The following is a 16,928-nucleotide window of genomic DNA, read 5'->3' as shown; positions in this document are numbered from 1 at the left end:
AGAGAACCAGCCATGTCCCCGATCCACGTGCTGCACGGGCAGCCGACCCCCGAGGAGCTGGCCACCGTTCTGGCGGTGGTCCAGGCCCGGGCCGCCGCCGCGCAGGCCGCCGCCGAGGCGGCGCGCCGGGCCGGCGCCGGCCCGGCCTCCCCCTGGAACGACCGCTCCCGCCTGCTCCGCCCCGCCGTCCACCCGGGCGTCAACGCCTGGCGGACCTCGGGCTGGGCACGCTGAAGCACCCCCCTGCGGCGCAGGACGTCGGACGGACCGACGTCCTGCGCCGCGCCGTCGTCGGCGCTCGTCCGCGCCGTCGTCCACGCCGACGCCCGGGTCCGCCCGAAACCTGAGTACGGATACTCAGGCGCCCGGGCCCGGGCCCGGCCACTCTGGACGGGTGCTCTGGTCAGACCCCCGCGACGAGCCCTCGCCCGAGGCCCGTCGGATGCAGGAGCGGATGCAGCGGGCCGGCCGGGTCCTCGCCGCCCTGGTGCTGGTGGGCGCCGTCCTCATGATGATCGCCCGGTCGTTCACCTGAACGGCGGATACCGGCACCCCCTACGCTGGTGGCCATGACCGACCAGCGCACCCTCGTCCTCGCCTCCGCCTCCCCCGCCCGCCTCGGGCTGCTGCGCCAGGCGGGTCTCGACCCGCGCGTGGTGGTCAGCGGCGTCGACGAGGACGCGATCAGCGCCGCCACCCCCGCCGAGCTCGCGCTCGTGCTGGCCGAGGCCAAGGCGAAGGCCGTCGCCGTCGAGCTCACCGGGGGCGAGCTGGTGATCGGCTGCGACTCCGTCCTGGAGCTGGACGGGCAGGCGCTCGGCAAGCCCGCCGACGCCGCCGAGGCGCTGGCCCGCTGGCGGTCGATGCGCGGGCGCGCCGGGGTGCTGCGCACCGGCCACTGCGTGATCGACACGGTGACCGGCCGGCAGTCCTCGGCCACCGCCTCCACCACCGTCCGCTTCGGCACGCCGGACGACGAGGAGATCGCCGCGTACATCGCCTCCGGTGAACCGCTGCACGTGGCCGGGGCGTTCACCCTGGACGGCCGCTCGGCGCCGTTCGTCGACGGCATCGACGGCGACCCGGGCAACGTCATCGGCCTCTCACTGCCGCTGCTGCGCCGGCTGCTCGCCGACCTCGACGTCCGGCTGGTCGACCTCTGGGCCTGACGGCCCGCCCGATCCGTGGCCGAAGTGACCTCCCGCTCGCGGCAGTCGTGCCCCTAAGCTGACCGCCGTCCACACGGGGGAGGGAACACGGCGATGACCGACAGCGTGCTCAACGTGGTGCTGGGCCTGGTGGCCAGCGCCATCAGCGCCGGCCTCGGCTGGCTCGCCCAGGCCCTGCGGCGACGCCGCCGGGTCGAGCGGGTGCGGGAGTTCCTCGGGCTGCCCGCCGACAGCGAGTGCCTGATCGTGGTGCCGCGCAGCGTCGGCACGGGCTCGCACGCGAACACCGTGACCCGCCGGGACGCCTACGCCCTGATGTGGCTGGCCGGGCTGGTCGAGGAGTGCGGGGCGCGGCCCGAACTGGTCGCGCACGACGCCGCGCAGCGGGGCCTGGGCGTCAAGACCGAGCTCTGCCTCGGCGGCCCGGTCAGCAACGAGCGGATGGCCGCCCACCTGGCCTGGGGCCTGCCGGGCGTGCTGGTCACCTCCGGCCCCGGCCCGGGCAGCAACGTGCTCGTCGTGGGCGAGCGCGACTACACCGCCGACCACGAGCAGACGCACACCCTGCTGGCCCGGATCGCCACCCCGGAGGGCGGCCGGCCGGTGTTCCTGATCTGCGGCCAGACCGGCATCGCCAACCAGGCCGGCGTGCGCTACCTGGTGTCGCACCACCGCGAACTCGCCCGGGCGCACGGCCGCAACGGGACCTTCGCGCTGGTCCTGCGGGTGGTCAAACCGGAGGCGTACGGGCCGGACATGGTGGAGCTGGTGGCCGACGTCACCGCCGAGGCGCTGCGGCGGCCACCCGAGCGCTCCAGCGTCGCGTGAGCCGTCCGCGCGAGAGTGTGGCCCATGCCACCGTCCCGCCGCACCGCCGCACCGTCACCCGCCGTGGCTCCCGGCGCCCCGGCCCCACCCGGCGCCACCTGCGGAGTCCGTGTACCGGCCGGTACACGGGCCGGGAATGCCATCACCGAGCGTGTGGGATAGTTCACAACCCGGGGCTACTCGCCGGTACTGCCCAGGAATCCATAAACTCAACGAGGTTCAAGAAGGGAGCCACAGTGCGCAAGGTGCTCATCGCCAACCGCGGGGAAATCGCCGTCCGCGTCGCCAGGGCCTGCTCGGACGCCGGTATCGCCAGCGTCGCCGTCTACGCCGAGCCGGACCGGGATGCGCTGCACGTCCGCGCGGCCGACGAGGCTTACGCGCTGGGCGGTGACACCCCCGCTACCAGCTACCTGGACATCGCCAAGGTCCTCAAGGCGGCCGCCGACTCGGGCGCGGACGCCGTCCACCCCGGCTACGGGTTCCTGTCGGAGAACGCCGACTTCGCCCAGGCCGTCCTCGACGCGGGTCTGATCTGGATCGGCCCGCCGCCGCAGGCCATCCGCGACCTCGGCGACAAGGTGACCGCCCGGCACGTGGCGCAGCGCGCCGGTGCCCCGCTGGTCGCCGGCACGCCGGACCCGGTCTCGGGTGCCGACGAGGTCGTCACGTTCGCCCGGGAACACGGCCTGCCGGTCGCCATCAAGGCGGCCTTCGGCGGCGGCGGCCGCGGCCTCAAGGTCGCCCGCACCCTGGAGGAGATCCCGGAGCTGTACGAGTCCGCGGTGCGCGAGGCGGTCGCCGCCTTCGGTCGCGGCGAGTGCTTCGTCGAGCGCTACCTGGACAACCCGCGGCACGTCGAGACCCAGTGCCTCGCCGACAAGCACGGCAACGTGGTGGTCGTCTCGACCCGTGACTGCTCGCTGCAGCGCCGGCACCAGAAGCTGGTCGAGGAGGCGCCCGCGCCGTTCCTGACCCCCGAGCAGAACGCCGAGCTGTACCGGGCGTCCAAGGCCATCCTGAAGGAGGCCGGCTACCAGGGCGCCGGGACCTGCGAGTTCCTGGTCGCGCTGGACGGCACGATCTCCTTCCTGGAGGTCAACACCCGTCTGCAGGTGGAACACCCGGTCACCGAGGAGGTCACCGGCCTCGACCTGGTCCGCGAGATGTTCCGGATCGCCGACGGCGAGGAGCTCGGCTACGACGACCCCGAGGTCCGCGGCCACTCCTTCGAGTTCCGGATCAACGGCGAGGACCCGGGCCGGGGCTTCCTGCCCGCGCCCGGCACCGTGACGCTGTTCGCCCCGCCGTCCGGCCCGGGCGTGCGCCTGGACTCCGGCGTGGAGACCGGCTCGGTCATCGGCCCGGCCTGGGACTCGCTGCTGGCCAAACTGGTCGTCACCGGCCGCGACCGCAAGCAGGCCCTGGAGCGGGCCCGCCGCGCGCTGAGCGAGTTCAAGGTGGAGGGCATGGCCACCGCCATCCCGTTCCACCAGGCGGTCGTCACCGACCCGGCGTTCGCGCCCGAGGTGCACGGCAGCGACGAGCCGTTCACGATCTACACCCGCTGGATCGAGACCGAGTTCGACAACACCATCCCGCCGTTCGCCGGTGCCGCCGGCGAGGGCGAGGAGGCCGAGGGCCGGGAGACCGTCGTGGTCGAGGTCGGCGGCAAGCGGATCGAGGTCTCGCTGCCGTCCTCGCTGGGCGTCGCGGCGGCCCCGGCGGCCGGTGCGACCGGCGCCGCCAAGGCCAAGCGCCGGGTGGGCGCCAAGAAGGCCGGCTCGGCCGTCAGCGGCGACACGCTGGCCTCGCCGATGCAGGGCACCATCGTCAAGGTCGCCGTCGAGGAGGGCCAGGTCGTCGCCGAGGGCGAGCTGATCGTGGTCCTGGAGGCGATGAAGATGGAGCAGCCGCTGAACGCCCACAAGGCGGGCACCGTCGTCGGCCTCAAGGCCGAGGTGGGTGCCAGCGTCAGCAGCGGCGCCGCGCTCTGCGAGATCAAGGACTGACCCGCCCCGTCGGGCACCGACCGGTCCGTACGCCCTCCGGGGGGTACGGACCGGTCCCGTTCTCGCCCGCGGTCGCGGCCGGGCCGCTCAGCGCCCGCGCGGCAGGCCCAGCTCGGCCAGCCGGGCCGGCATCCCGCCGGCGCCGACCGGCCCACCCGGGCCGCCGTGGGCGCCCGGGCGGCGCTGGCCGGGCAGCGGGGCGCCGCCGGGAGGCGGCCCGGCGCGCCGGGCCATCGGGCCGGGCTGGGTCTGGTGCACGGGGCCGCTGCCGGTGCCGTGCACCGGGGCGTCGCCGCTCGGGGCAGCCCCGATCGGCGCCAGGTCGATCTGCACCCCGCAGTCGGCCAGCGCGTCCAGCTCGCGGGCGGTGCTGTCGTCCGCGGTGGCCTGCTCGTCGGTGACCAGCCGGGTGATCGTCTCGGTGGCGACGGTCTGGAACATGCCGGCCGCGCCGAGCTTGGTGTGGTCGGCGAGGACGATGACCTCGGCGGCCGCCAGCACCATGGCCCGGTCCACGCTCGCGGACAGCATGTTCGCGGTCGACAGCCCGCGGTCGGCGGTCAGCCCGCTGCCGGAGATGAAGGCCTTGGTGACCCGCAGCCCCTGCAGCGACTGCTCCGCGCCACTGCCCACCAGCGCGTAGTTGGAGCCGCGCAGGGTGCCGCCGGTCATCACCACCTCGACCCGGTTGGCGTGCGCCAGCGCCTGGGCGACCAGCAGGGAGTTGGTGACCACCGTCAGTCCTGGCACCCGGGCCAGTCGGCGGGCCAGCTCCTGGGTGGTGGTGCCGGCTCCCACCACCACCGCGTCGCCCTCCTCGACCAGGCCGGCGGCGAGGTCCGCGATGGCGCTCTTCTCCGCCGCGGACAGGTGGGTCTTCTGGGGGTAACCGGGTTCGCGGCTGAAGCCGCCGGGGAGCACCGCACCGCCGTGCCGGCGGTCGAGGAGCCCTTCTGCCTCCAGCGCCCGCACGTCACGGCGCACGGTCACTTCGGAGGTCTGGACGACGCGGGCCAACTCCCGGAGCGAGACCGCTCCGTTGGCGCGCACCATTTCGAGGATCAACTGGCGACGTTCTGCAGCAAACACAGAACCGACGGTAACCTGCGTGACCGTCTGCTTTCAGGCGTTTGCAGCTAGTAGCGGGAATTGCTCACGCACGAGCGGCGCGTGACCGTACAATACGCGCCGTCAATAGCCCGGGCCTGCGCCCGCCGTCCGGGTGACGGGCGATCACGCGCGAGGGGCGGCCGCCGATCGGCAGCCGCCCCCAACTGGGCGCCGGACGCTCAGGATTCGCCGTCGGCGCGCTTGCGGATGTGCAGCTGCCGGGCGGCCTCGGCGGTCGAGCCGGAGACGGACGGGTAGACGGTGAAGGCGCTGGCCACCTGTTCGACCGTCAGATTGGCGTCCACCGCGAGCGAGATCGGGTGGATCAGCTCGCTGGCGCGCGGGGCGACGACCACGCCGCCGACCACGATGCCGGTGCCCGGGCGGCAGAACAGCTTCACGAAGCCGTCGCGGATGCCCTGCATCTTCGCCCGCGGGTTGCCGCGCAGCGGGAGCTTGACCACGACGGCGTCCATCTTGCCGCACTCCACGTCGGCCGCCGTGTAGCCGACGGTGGCGATCTCCGGGTCGGTGAAGACGTTGGAGGCCACGGTCTTGAGGTTCAGCGGCTGCACCGCGTCGCCGAGCGCGTGGTACATCGCGATCCGGCCCTGCATGGCCGCCACCGAGGCGAGCATGAAGACGCCGGTGCAGTCGCCGGCCGCGTACACGCCGGGGGCGGTGGTGCGGGAGACCCGGTCGACCTGGATCTGGCCCCAGTCGTTGAGCTTGATCCCGGCGTCCTCCAGGCCCATCTCGGAGGTGTTGGGGATCGAGCCGACGGCCATCAGGCAGTGCGTGCCCTCGATCACCTTCCCGTCGGCCAGGGTCACCTCGACCCGGTCGCCGATCCGCTTGACGCTCTCGGCGCGCGAGCGGCCCATCACGTTCATGCCGCGGCGCCGGAAGACGTCCTCCAGCACCTCGGCGGCGTCCGGGTCCTCGCCCGGCAGCACCCGGTCGCGGCTGGAGACCAGGGTGACCTTGGAGCCGAGCGCCTGGTACGCGCCGGCGAACTCGGCGCCGGTCACACCGGAGCCGACCACGATCAGCTCGCGGGGCAGCTCCTCCAGGTCGTACACCTGGGTCCAGGTCAGGATCCGCTCGCCGTCCGGCTGGGCGTCCGGCAGCTCGCGCGGGTGGGCGCCGGTGGCGATCAGCACCGCGTCGGCGCGCAGCGCGTGCACGGTGCCGTCGGGCGCGTCCACCAGGACCTCGCGGGAGCCGTCCACGGCCTGCCCGCCGCCGCCGAGCCGGCCGCGGCCGCGCAGCACGGTGACGCCGGCGCGGGTCACCGACTGGGTGATGTCGTGGGACTGCGCGATCGCCAGTCGCTTCACCCGGCGGTTGACCTTGCCCAGGTCCACGCCGATGACCCGGGCGGCCTGCTCCAGCGGCGGGGTGTCGTCCGCGACCAGGATGCCGAGCTCCTCGTACGAGCTGTCGAAGGTGGTCATCACCTCCGCGGTCGCGATCAGCGTCTTCGACGGAACGCAGTCCGTGAGCACCGCCGATCCGCCCAGACCGTCGCGGTCGACGACGGTCACCTCCGCGCCGAGCTGTGCGGCGACCAGGGCCGCCTCGTAGCCGCCGGGTCCGCCACCGATGATCACGATCCGAGTCACGCTCACCATTGTCCCGCACGCCGGGAGCGCCGCCACGCCGGGGTCCGGGCTCGGTTCGATCGCCCGGTCGCCCCGGTCCGCGCGCCGCCCGGGCTACGCTGGCCCCCATGCCCCTTTACGCCGCGTATGCCACCAACCTCGATGCCCGGCAGATGACCCGCCGAGCCCCGCACTCCCCGCTGCGCGGCACGGGGTGGCTGGACGGCTGGCGGCTCACCTTCGGCGGCGAGCAGCTCGGCTGGGAGGGCTCGCTGGCCACCGTCGTCGAGGACGAGAAGGACCAGGTCTTCGTCTCGCTGTACGACGTCTCGCCGGTGGACGAGGAGGGCCTGGACCGCTGGGAGGGCGTCCAGCTCGGCATATACCGCAAGATCAAGCTGCGCGCGCAGACCCTGGACGGCTCCATCCCGGTCTGGACCTACGTGCTCAACGACTACGAGGGCGGCCTGCCCGCGGCCCGCTACCTCGGCCTGATCGCCGACGCCGCGGAGAGCGCCGGCGCACCGCACGACTACGTCATGGACCTGCGCCGCCGCCCCTGCTGACCGACCGGCCGGGGGCCCGCCGCGGCGGGGGAGGCGGCGGCTAGGGCCGGTTCCCCCAGCTGCGCGCCGTGTCCGCCAGCACCCCGGCCACGACCGTGCGCCGGGCCGGCTCGGTGCGCAGCCCGTTGCCCAGCTCGACGTGCAGCCACGGCACCCCGACGCCGGCCGCGAACCGGCCCTCGACGTTCGTGGTGCCCCCCAGCTGCCCGCACTTCTCCCGCCAGGCCCGGCAGACCGCGTACCCGGCCCGCCCCAGCGAGGCGGCGGTGAGTTCGGCGGCCGGGCCGGCCTGCCCGGCGCCGCTGGAGACCACCGCGTCCTGCCCGGGCAGGCTGCCCTCGTCGAAGCCGTGCACCTGGATGCCGGGCAGCCCGCGCCCGGTGAGCGCCTCGACCACGGCCGCGAAGACGGTGTCGGTGCGGTGCGCGACGTCGGAGGAGCCGTCCGACCCGGCCCGGCGGTGCGCCCCGGCGAGCACCAGCACGCCGCCCGGCGCGGCCCGGAACAGCTCCACGCCGAGCGCCTCGGTGCGGGCGTCCGACACCGGGTGGGGCACCTGCACGGACCAGTTCAGCCGGGCCGAGAGGTCCAGGTAGACCCGGCCCCAGCCGCGGCTCCCGGCGGCGGTGCCGTCGGCGATCTCGGCGACCCGGCGGCCGGTCGCGGCCTCGGTGAACTCGGTCAGCCGGTAGCCGACCCGGGCCAGCGCCTGGCCGGCCTGCTCGGACTGCCCGTCCAGCGCGCCGAGCACGCCGTCGGCCACCGCCCGGCGCTGCGCGGCGTCCGGCTCGGTGTACGGGCCGTCGGCCGCGAAGTCGGCGGTGAAGTCGTCCACCCGGGCCGCCAGGTCCACCGGGGCCGGTCCGGAGGGCGCCGACCGGGCCGCCCGCGGGTGCTGACCCTGGCCGCGCGCGGCCAGGGTCAGCACCCCGGCGAGCGCCGCCAGCACCAGTAGCGCCGCCACCGGCAGCAGCAGCGGACGTCGCGAACCCCGAGTCTCCATGGCGGTCGAACCTACCCTGCCGATCACCGCGACCATGATCCACGCCGGACCGGCGGGAATCGACACCCAAGCGGCACTCGATCGCAACCGATTCGTGACAACTTTCGCGAGACCGCTTCGTACGCTGTTTCGGCTTGACCAAGTCTTGATCATCGCTTGACCGGGAAGGCCGGTTGCCGACCCCCGGAGCCGGCACGGCGAGCCCGGAGGAGAACGAGGCCCCTCGTGAGCACGGCACCCACCCCGCCGCGGCAGCACCGCTCCCGCCGCCGGGCCGACATGCCGCTGCTCGGAGGCATCCGCCCGCCCATCGTGCTGCTGCTGGTCCTGCTGCTCGCGGTCGCCGCGATCACCGCCCTGGCCGTCGGCGGACTGCGCGTCGACGACACCCCGCAGGCCGTCCGCGAGTCCCACCAGTACACCGCCGAGGACACCGCCGCCTCGCTGCGCGCCGGACTGCACGAGAGCGCCACCGACCTGCGCCGGGCCGCCGCCCGCTACGACAACGCGCCCGCCGAGCCCGCCGCCGTGCTGACCGCGCTCGGCCAGGCGTACCACAAGTGGCGCGGCACGGTGGTGGTCCGCCCCGACACCGGCCGGCTGCTGGCCGCCCGCGGCGAGACCGTCCCGCTGGCCGGCCTGGACCTCGCCAAGGTCACCGACACCGCGCCCGCGCCCGTCCTGGTGCCCTCCGCCGCCGGCACCCGGCTGCTCACCTTCGCGCTGGTCGCCACCAAGGCCGACGGCCGCGCCCTGCTGGTCGCCTCCGACAACCTGCGGCTGCCCGGCATCGCCACCCGCAAGGAACAGACCATCCAGGTCCTCGACGCGACCGGCGCCGTCCTCGACACCACCGGCGCCGCGCTCACCGCCGAGGGCGACCGCAAGGTGGTGGCCGCCGCCCGCGAGCGCTCCGCCCGGCAGGACCCGGCCCCCGGCGAGACGGCCTCCGGCAGCCTGGCCGGCAACGCCGACGCCAAGGGCGAGCGCCGGGTCGCCGGCTGGGCCGCCGTCGCCGCCCCCGGCGGGCACGACCCGGCCGCCCCGCTCGGCCTGACCGTGGTCTCCACCAGCACCGTCGACGGCAAGCCCGGCAACCTGCGTCACCCCATGCTCGGCCTGGCCGCCGCCGGCGCCCTGCTGGTCCTGGCCCTGCTGCTCGCCTGGTACCTGATCCGCAGCCTCCAGCGCCCGCTGCTGGGGCTGTTCCTGGAGTCCCGCCGGCTCACCCGCGGCGACCGGCTGGAGCAGCCCGTGCGCGGCCCCGAGCGGGGCGAGGCGGGCCGGATCGCCCGCGCCCTGGAGGAGTTGCGCCACCAGCTGCTCGACCCGGCCCGCCCGCCGGCCGCCGCCCCCGCCCGCGGGCGCCGCCCCGGCACCGCGCTGCCGCTCGCGCTCTGCGCCGTCCTGGTGCTCGGCTGGTCCGGACCGCTGCTGTTCCTCGGCGGCAACGACCCGACCGTACGGGTGCCCACCCAGGTCGTGGCCGGCCAGCGCGACCGCACCGACACCGCCGCCGACCGGATCCGCCAGGCGCTCAACGAGGGCTACGCGGACCTGCGGTCGATCGCCCCCGCGCTCTCCGAGGCCTCCGTCGGCAAGGCCGAGACCCTGCTGCGCGACACCCTCGCCGAGCACGACCGCTACCGCTCGCTGTACGTCCTCGGCGCCGACGGCGGACTCCTCGCCCACGCCGGCGAGACCCCGCACCGCACCGGCCCGGAGGCCCTCGGCCCGAGCGGCGTGCTGCTGCTCAACAGCTCCGGCAAGGAGCCCCGGATCGCCGCCCGCGCGGCCCTCACCGCCGTCCCGGCCGACGCCGAGACGGAGGGCGCCGCCGAGCCCAGGGGCCCGGTCCTGGTCGGCGAGTTCAAGACCGACTTCCTCGGCGGCCTGCTGACCCGCCCCGGCCTCGGCCGGGTCTGGCTGGTCGACGACCGCCAGCGGGTGCTCGCCGCCAACGAGGGCTACAGCTCCTTCGGCGACCTGCCGGACGGCCGGGCCCGGACGGTCCTCGCCGACGCCAAGAAGTCCGCCACCGCCGACGTGCTCCGCGACGGCGGCGACCCGGCCCTGCTCGCCGCCGCCCCGCTCGGCGGCAACGGCAGCGTCGCCAAGCTCGGCTGGTCCGTGGTCACCGCCCACCCGGTGGCCTGGCTGCACCTCGACCAGAACCGGGCCGACCGGCGCGCGATCCTGGCCGGCATGCTCGGCCTGGCCGCCGCCTCGCTCTGCCTCGGCTGGCTGTACATCGCCGTCGGCCTGCCGCTGCGCCGCCTGGCCGCGAGCGCCGAGGCGCTGGCCGCCGGGGACCGCCGCACCGTGCTCTACCCCGTCCACCACGACGAGGTCGGCGCCGTCGCCCGCAGCCTGGAGCTGGTCCGCCAGGAGCTGGTGCGCGCCGAACTCGCCGAGCGCGCCGTCCGCCGCACTCCCGCAACCGCCCGCTGAGCCCCGCCCGAAGGATCTCCCGTGCTCTTCCTCTACGTCGTGCTGCTGGTGTGCTGCGCCGTGCTGCTGGTGGCCGGCATCGTCGAACAGCGCCGGCACTTCACCGCGTTGGAGCAGATCCCGACCCGGGTCCTGGTCAACGGCATCCGCGGCAAGAGCTCGATCACCCGGCTGTGCGCGGGCGCGCTGCGCGGCGGCGGGCTGGTGACGGTCGCCAAGACCACCGGCACCGCGGCCCGGTTCATCCACCCGGACGCCACCGAGGAGCCGGTCTACCGCAAGTTCGGCATCGCCAACGTGGTGGAGCAGATCGGCATCGTCCGCCGCGCCGCCACCTACCGGCCGGACGCCCTGGTGATCGAGTGCATGGCCGTCATGCCGGCGCTCCAGGAGGTCAACCAGACCAAGCTGATCCGCTCCACGATCGGCGTGCTCTGCAACGTCCGTGAGGACCACCTGGCCGAGATGGGCCCGACCCTGGACGACGTCGCCCGCTCGCTGTCGCGCTCGATGCCGGTCGGCGGGGTGTGCGTCACCGCCGAGCAGGAGCGCGCGCACATCCTGCGCGAGGAGGCGGCCAAGCGGGACTGCCGGCTGATCGTGGTGGACCCGGAGACGGTCACCGACGAGGAGCTGCGCGGATTCAGCTGGTTCACCTTCAAGGAGAACGTCGCGATCGCCCTCGCCGTCGCCGAACTCCTCGGCGTGGAGCGGCAGACCGCGCTGCAGGGCATGTGGGCGGCCCCGCCGGACCCGGGCGTGCTGTCGGTCGACCGCTACCGCACCGCGGACGGCAAGCGGCTGCGCTTCGCCAACGTCTTCGCCGCCAACGACCCCGAGTCCACGCTGATGAACGTCCGCCAGCTGGAGGACCTGGGCGCGATCCACCGCCCGCTCAACGTGGTGATCAACTGCCGCCCGGACCGGGTCGAGCGCAACGGCCAGATGGGCCAGATCGTCCCGGACCTCGACCCGGACACGGTCTTCCTGATCGGCCACCCGACCAAGAGCGCCCGCGACGGCATCCCGGCCGGCTGGTCGGGCCGGGTGGTCGACCTCGGCGGCGACAAGCGCGACCCGGAGCAGCTCACCGCCGAGCTGCTGGCCGAACTCGGGCCGGACTCCTCGCTGGTGGCCGTCGGCAACATCCACGGCCAGGGCGAGCTGTTCCTGGAGGAGCTGGCCCGGCTCGAACCCGACGAGTCCCCCGACGCGCCGGAGGCACCGGAGTACGCGTACCACGAGCCCGAACCGCTCTACCCGGAGCCGGACTACCCCGAGCCCGCGTACCACCCCGAGCCGCCGCGGCACACCGGGGCCGCGCCGTGGGACGAGCCCTGGACCGACCCGTGGGCCGCGCCGGCCCCGTACGACGGCCAGGCCCCGTACGACCGCCAGGCCCCGTACGGCAGCCGGGCCCCGCACCCCGGGCAGACCCCCTACGCCGAGCCGGTCCACCGCCCCGAGCCGGTCCCCGACTCCTGGTACGAACCCCACCACCGCACCACCACGCCCTACGGAGACCAGCAGTGATCCCCACCGAGCTCACCCCCGAGATCGCCGCCATCGGCATCGCGCTCGGCCTGGTCTTCTCCCTGGTCTGCTACCTGACCACCAACCTCTCCCCCGGCGGCATGATCACCCCCGGCTGGCTGGCCCTCACCCTGGTCGAGTCCCTCCAGCGGGTGGCCATCGTGATCGGCGTGACGGTGCTGACCTTCCTCGCCATCCGGGTGGTCCAGAAGCTGGTGATCCTCTACGGCAAGCGGCTGTTCGCCGCCGTGGTGCTGATCGGCGTGCTGCTGCAGGCCACCGTGATGCTGGTGCTGCAGCGCGAGCTGCCCACCCTGTACGCCAACCAGACCCTCGGCTTCATCGTCCCCGGTCTGATCGCCTACCAGCTGGTCCGCCAGCCCCGGGCGGCCACCCTGATGGCCACCAGCACGGTGACGCTCGCCAACTACGTCGTCCTCACCGCCGGCGTCCTGCTCGGCGCCCTGCCCGGCACCTGATCCCGACGGGAACCCCATGCCAGTGACCCGCAAGTCCCTGCTCAGCGGCGGCCTCGCCGTGACCCTGCTGGCCGCCAGCGGCTACCTCACCGTCCAGCTCCGGGACCGCGACCGGCAGCCGGCCGCGGGCAGCAACGCGCCGCTGATCACCGCCGCCGCGCCGGGCCCCGCCGCCGGCGCGCCCACCGGCACGGCCACGCCCGCGCAGTACCGCTACGAGCGGCTGCCCGGGCCGGACCGCACGGTGGTCCGGGACGGCCGCGGCGGCGTGGTCGCCACCCTGACCGACAGCGCCCGCACCGCCGTCCTGGCCGGCCCCAGCCGCACCTTCGCCGAGCCGGGCACCACCACCGCCACGGTGGTGACCGACAGCTGGGTCCGGCTGCTGCCGCAGCCCTGGAAGGCGGGCGCCGAGCAGGAGGCCTGGTTCCGCACCTGGTTCCAGCAGTCGCTCGGCTCCACCGCCGACGACGTCCTCGCGGCGGCCACCCAGTACGTGGCCGGCGCGCCCGCCGAGAAGGACGCCAAGGGCGTGCGCTACAAGGGCGACGCCTCCTTCGGGCCGCTCAATCCGAACGGTTCGGTCGGCAACGACCTGCGGCTGGAACAGACCGACTTCTTCGACTACCTCGGCGTTCCGTACACGTTCGCCGACAAGGTGACCCGGCAGCCCGACAAGGCCCGCTACGGCTCCTTCGACTGCTCGGGGTTCGTCCGGATGGTCTACGGCTACCGCTCCGGCTACCCGCTGCTCTCCAAGGACGCGGCCGGCCCCGGACTGCCCCGCACCGCCAACGGCCTGGCCCGGGTCGGCCCCGGCGTCCCGGTGATCCCGCTGACCACCGCCGCCGGCTCGGACACCACCCTGCGCCCGGCCTCGATCGACCCGCTGCAACCCGGCGACCTGGTGTTCTTCGAGATCGACGCCCGCACCGGCGCCCGGCTCGACCACACCGGCATCTACCTGGGCCTGGACACCGACGGCCACCCCCGCTACATCTCCAGCCGGGAGGAGGCGGACGGCCCGACCTTCGGCGACAAGGGCGGCACGGCCCGGCTCGACGACAACGGCATGTACGCGAAGGGGCTGCGCAGTGCGAAGCGGCTCTGAACCGTCCGTGCTCCACGCGCCCACGGTGTCCGCGCGTCCACGGAAAATATGGAAAGCCGGAGGTATGGAAAGCCTGGTGTGTGGAAAGCCGGATGTGTGGGAAGCGACAAGGCGGGTCGTCCGGACAGCGCCACCGACCTGTGTTTTCCGGTCAACCGGGTAACGATCCGGCATGCCGCGCCGGATTTTCTACGCGCGTAGCCGATTCCCGTCTATCCTCGGACCCGTGAACGCTTCTCCTCAGTCGGTCGTCTCCACCGACCCCTACGCCGCCGCCCAGGCCGCCGCCGAGCGCCTGCGCGAGCTGACCGGTGCCGAGCGGCACGACGTCGCCCTGGTGATGGGCTCCGGCTGGGTGCCGGCCGCCGACGCCCTGGGCGAGACCGTGGCCGAGTTCCCGGTCACCGACCTGCCCGGTTTCCCCGCCCCCGCCGTCGCCGGTCACGCCGGCAAGATCCGCTCGGTGAAGATCGGCGACAAGCGCGCCCTCATCTTCCTCGGCCGCAACCACTACTACGAGGGCCACGGCGTGGCCACCGTCGTCCACGGCGTGCGCACCGCCGCCGCGGCCGGCTGCGGCATCATCGTGCTGACCAACGGCTGCGGCGGCCTGCGCCAGGGCTGGACCCCCGGCCAGCCGGTCCTGATCAGCGACCACATCAACCTGACGGCGGACTCGCCGATCGTCGGCGCCAACTTCGTCGACCTCACCGACCTGTACTCCAAGCGCCTGCGCGCGCTCTGCCGCGAGGTCGACCCGTCCCTGGACGAGGCCGTCTACGTGCAGTTCCGCGGCCCGCACTACGAGACCCCGGCCGAGGTCAACATGGCCCGGGTGATCGGCGGCGAGCTGGTCGGCATGTCCACCACCCTGGAGGCCATCGCCGCCCGCGAGGCCGGTTCCGAGGTGCTCGGCATCTCCCTGGTCACCAACCTGGCCGCCGGCATGACCGGCGAGCCGCTCAACCACGAAGAGGTGCTGGAGGCCGGCAAGGCCTCCGCCGAGCGCATGGGCGAGCTGCTGGCGAAGGTCCTGGAGCGGATCTGACGCCCACCGGGCACGAGCGACGGGGCCCGCGGACGACGGTGATCCACGGATCACACCCGCCCGCGGGCCCCGTCCGCGTGCCGCCCGTCGCCGAACGGCGGAGCTGGCAGCCTTGACCCGACCGCGCCCGACGCCGCGGGTGCCCGCCCGGGCGGGCGGGCACCCGCGGCGCACCAGCTCCACCGACCCGGCGGCAGGCCCCGGCGAGTCCGCACCGTCGCCGGGGCGACCCAGAGAGTTTCACCCGTTCAGACGCCCCGGCCCGTGTCCGGGGGCATCCACGCAAGGAGTTGGGATGACGCAGGCACCCACCACCGACCTCCTCGCCCGGGCCCGGGCCTGGCTGGCCGAGGACCCCGACCCGCAGACCCGCGAGGAGCTCAGCGCCCTGCTGGCCCTGGCCGAGGGCCCCGAGGCCGAGTCGGACAGCAAGCTCGCCTGGTCCGAGCTCGCCGAGCGCTTCGCCGACCGCCTCCAGTTCGGCACCGCCGGCCTGCGCGGCGAGATCGGCGCCGGCCCGATGCGGATGAACCGCTCGGTGGTGATCCGGGCCGCCGCCGGCCTGGTCGCGTACGTCAAGGAGCAGGGTCTCGGCGACCTGGTCGTGATCGGCTACGACGCCCGCCACAAGTCGTACGACTTCGCCCGCGACACCGCCGCCGTGGTGGTCGGCGCCGGCCTGCGCGCCGCGCTGCTGCCGCGCCCGCTGCCGACCCCGGTGCTCGCCTTCGCCGTCCGCCACCTGGGCGCGGCCGCCGGCGTCACCGTCACCGCCAGCCACAACCCGCCGCAGGACAACGGCTACAAGGTCTACCTGGGCGACGGCTCGCAGATCGTCCCGCCGGCCGACGCCGGCATCGCCGCCGGGATCGACGCGATCGGCTCGCTGAACGAGGTCCCGCGGGCCGAGGACGGCTGGGAGGTGCTCGGCGAGGACGTCATCGACGCCTACCTGGCCCGCGCCGTGTCCATCGTGGACCCGCACAGCCCGCGCGAGCTCGACGTCGTCTACACCCCGATGCACGGCGTCGGCCGCGACACCCTGGTCGCCGCCTTCCGCCGGGCCGGCTTCCCCGCGCCCACCGTCGTCGCCGAGCAGGCCGAGCCCGACCCGGACTTCCCGACCGTGGCCTTCCCCAACCCGGAGGAGCCGGGGGCGATGGACCTCGCCTTCGCCACCGCCGCCTCGGTCGGCCCCGACATCGTGATCGCCAACGACCCGGACGCCGACCGCTGCGCGGTGGCCGTCCCCACCAGCGGCAACGCGGCCGGCAGCGGCAACGGCACCGCCCACTGGCGGATGCTGCGCGGCGACGAGGTCGGCGCGCTGCTCGGCTCGGCGCTGGTCGCCAAGAAGGCCGAGGGCACCTTCGCCACCACCATCGTCTCCGCCACCCTGCTCGGCCGGATCGCCGAGGCGGCGGGCCTGGGCTACGCCGAGACGCTGACCGGCTTCAAGTGGATCTCCCGCGCCGAGGGCCTGCGCTACGGCTACGAGGAGGCGCTCGGCTACTGCGTCGACCCGGAGGGCGTCCGCGACAAGGACGGCATCACCGCCGCCCTGCTGGTCGCCGAGCTCGCCGCCACCCTCAAGAAGTCCGGCCGCACCCTGTCCGACCTGCTGGACGACCTGGCGCTGGAGCACGGTCTGCACGCCACCGACCAGCTCTCCGTCCGGGTGCAGGACCTCGCACTGATCGCCGACGCCATGCGCCGGCTGCGCGAGCAGCCCCCGACCGTGCTGGCCGGCCTGAGCGTGACCCGCGCCGACGACCTCGCGGCCGGCTCCGCCGAGCTGCCGCCCACCGACGGCCTGCGCTACTACCTGGCCGGCGAGGGCGTCCGCTCGGCCCGGATCGTGGTCCGCCCCTCCGGCACCGAGCCCAAGCTCAAGTGCTACCTGGAGGTCGTCCTCCCGGTCGCCACCGCGGCCGACCTCGCCGCCACCCGCGACCGCGCCGCCGCCCTGCTGGACGCCGTCAAGCGGGACCTCGCCGCGGCCGCCGGCATCTGA

15 protein-coding genes are annotated in these 16,928 nt (G+C 74.6%); 12 read left to right on the top strand and 3 right to left on the bottom strand.

From position 1 onward, the window contains the following. Positions 1 to 12: 12 nt before the first annotated feature. The 5 genes from AB0Q99_RS11300 to AB0Q99_RS11280 all read left to right on the top strand — a co-directional run bounded on the left by AB0Q99_RS11300 (position 13) and on the right by AB0Q99_RS11280 (position 4,009). A complete protein-coding gene (locus AB0Q99_RS11300; RefSeq protein ID WP_030241637.1) occupies positions 13 to 234 on the top strand; it encodes an acyl-CoA carboxylase epsilon subunit in 222 nt (73 codons plus the stop codon). Between the two features lie 160 nt (positions 235 to 394). Next, positions 395 to 535 (top strand): hypothetical protein, encoded by a 141-nt coding sequence (locus AB0Q99_RS11295; protein WP_363570377.1) that lies wholly within the window; start codon positions 395 to 397, stop codon positions 533 to 535. A gap of 34 nt (positions 536 to 569) precedes the next feature. Beyond that, a complete protein-coding gene (locus AB0Q99_RS11290; RefSeq protein ID WP_363570375.1) occupies positions 570 to 1,169 on the top strand; it encodes a nucleoside triphosphate pyrophosphatase in 600 nt (199 codons plus the stop codon). Positions 1,170 to 1,262: 93 nt separating this feature from the next. Then, positions 1,263 to 1,997, top strand: coding sequence for a hypothetical protein (locus tag AB0Q99_RS11285; RefSeq protein ID WP_363570373.1), 735 nt, complete (start codon positions 1,263 to 1,265; stop codon positions 1,995 to 1,997). Between the two features lie 236 nt (positions 1,998 to 2,233). Then, a complete protein-coding gene (locus AB0Q99_RS11280) occupies positions 2,234 to 4,009 on the top strand; it encodes a biotin carboxylase N-terminal domain-containing protein (RefSeq protein ID WP_363570371.1) in 1,776 nt (591 codons plus the stop codon). Positions 4,010 to 4,096: 87 nt separating this feature from the next. On the opposite strand, the gene AB0Q99_RS11275 is transcribed toward AB0Q99_RS11280, so the two are convergent. Beyond that, a complete protein-coding gene (locus AB0Q99_RS11275) occupies positions 4,097 to 5,098 on the bottom strand; it encodes a DeoR/GlpR family DNA-binding transcription regulator (RefSeq protein WP_363570369.1) in 1,002 nt (333 codons plus the stop codon). Positions 5,099 to 5,298: 200 nt separating this feature from the next. Continuing rightward, positions 5,299 to 6,753 (bottom strand): NAD(P)H-quinone dehydrogenase, encoded by a 1,455-nt coding sequence (locus AB0Q99_RS11270; protein WP_363570368.1) that lies wholly within the window; start codon positions 6,751 to 6,753, stop codon positions 5,299 to 5,301. Positions 6,754 to 6,851: 98 nt separating this feature from the next. On the opposite strand from AB0Q99_RS11270, the gene AB0Q99_RS11265 reads away from it, so the two are divergent. Beyond that, entirely contained in the window at positions 6,852 to 7,289 is a 438-nt protein-coding gene (locus AB0Q99_RS11265) for a gamma-glutamylcyclotransferase (RefSeq protein WP_363570366.1), read from the top strand. Between the two features lie 40 nt (positions 7,290 to 7,329). Here AB0Q99_RS11265 and AB0Q99_RS11260 read toward each other — a convergent pair whose 3' ends face one another. Further along, a complete protein-coding gene (locus AB0Q99_RS11260) occupies positions 7,330 to 8,292 on the bottom strand; it encodes a hypothetical protein (RefSeq protein ID WP_363570364.1) in 963 nt (320 codons plus the stop codon). Positions 8,293 to 8,517: 225 nt separating this feature from the next. Between AB0Q99_RS11260 and AB0Q99_RS11255 the strand changes: the two genes are divergently transcribed. The 6 genes from AB0Q99_RS11255 to AB0Q99_RS11230 all read left to right on the top strand — a co-directional run bounded on the left by AB0Q99_RS11255 (position 8,518) and on the right by AB0Q99_RS11230 (position 16,928). Then, positions 8,518 to 10,743 carry a HAMP domain-containing protein gene (locus AB0Q99_RS11255; RefSeq protein WP_363570362.1) on the top strand — a complete coding sequence of 742 codons (2,226 nt, stop codon included), beginning with the start codon at positions 8,518 to 8,520 and terminating at the stop codon, positions 10,741 to 10,743. A 21-nt stretch (positions 10,744 to 10,764) separates the two neighbouring features. Next, the gene (pgsB, locus tag AB0Q99_RS11250; protein WP_363570360.1) at positions 10,765 to 12,276 is read left to right on the top strand and encodes a poly-gamma-glutamate synthase PgsB; all 1,512 of its coding nucleotides are present in this window, start codon (positions 10,765 to 10,767) and stop codon (positions 12,274 to 12,276) included. After that, positions 12,273 to 12,755, top strand: a complete 483-nt coding sequence (locus tag AB0Q99_RS11245; protein ID WP_363570358.1) for a poly-gamma-glutamate biosynthesis protein PgsC/CapC — start codon at positions 12,273 to 12,275, stop codon at positions 12,753 to 12,755. Before pgsB ends, AB0Q99_RS11245 begins: the two co-directional genes overlap by 4 nt. A gap of 16 nt (positions 12,756 to 12,771) precedes the next feature. Then, positions 12,772 to 13,866, top strand: a complete 1,095-nt coding sequence (locus AB0Q99_RS11240) for an NlpC/P60 family protein (protein WP_363570356.1) — start codon at positions 12,772 to 12,774, stop codon at positions 13,864 to 13,866. Positions 13,867 to 14,092: 226 nt separating this feature from the next. After that, positions 14,093 to 14,914: a purine-nucleoside phosphorylase gene (locus tag AB0Q99_RS11235; protein ID WP_363570354.1), complete on the top strand. Its 822-nt coding sequence runs from the start codon at positions 14,093 to 14,095 to the stop codon at positions 14,912 to 14,914. A gap of 295 nt (positions 14,915 to 15,209) precedes the next feature. After that, positions 15,210 to 16,928 (top strand): phospho-sugar mutase, encoded by a 1,719-nt coding sequence (locus tag AB0Q99_RS11230; protein ID WP_363570352.1) that lies wholly within the window; start codon positions 15,210 to 15,212, stop codon positions 16,926 to 16,928.

The sequence above is a fragment of the Kitasatospora sp. NPDC086791 genome (assembly GCF_040685975.1).
In the GTDB taxonomy this organism is placed as follows: domain Bacteria; phylum Actinomycetota; class Actinomycetes; order Streptomycetales; family Streptomycetaceae; genus Kitasatospora.
This window is presented reverse-complemented; position numbering and strand designations above follow the sequence as displayed.

Bases quoted from the DNA above. Each gene is read 5' to 3' on its own strand.
- AB0Q99_RS11300 (WP_030241637.1), top strand. From the start codon at position 13: ATGTCCCCGATCCACGTGCTGCACGGGCAGCCGACCCCCGAGGAGCTG.
- AB0Q99_RS11240 (WP_363570356.1), top strand. From the start codon at position 12,772: ATGCCAGTGACCCGCAAGTCCCTGCTCAGCGGCGGCCTCGCCGTGACC.
- AB0Q99_RS11260 (WP_363570364.1), bottom strand. From the start codon at position 8,292: ATGGAGACTCGGGGTTCGCGACGTCCGCTGCTGCTGCCGGTGGCGGCG.
- AB0Q99_RS11290 (WP_363570375.1), top strand. From the start codon at position 570: ATGACCGACCAGCGCACCCTCGTCCTCGCCTCCGCCTCCCCCGCCCGC.
- AB0Q99_RS11270 (WP_363570368.1), bottom strand. From the start codon at position 6,753: ATGGTGAGCGTGACTCGGATCGTGATCATCGGTGGCGGACCCGGCGGC.
- AB0Q99_RS11285 (WP_363570373.1), top strand. From the start codon at position 1,263: ATGACCGACAGCGTGCTCAACGTGGTGCTGGGCCTGGTGGCCAGCGCC.
- AB0Q99_RS11230 (WP_363570352.1), top strand. From the start codon at position 15,210: ATGACGCAGGCACCCACCACCGACCTCCTCGCCCGGGCCCGGGCCTGG.
- AB0Q99_RS11265 (WP_363570366.1), top strand. From the start codon at position 6,852: ATGCCCCTTTACGCCGCGTATGCCACCAACCTCGATGCCCGGCAGATG.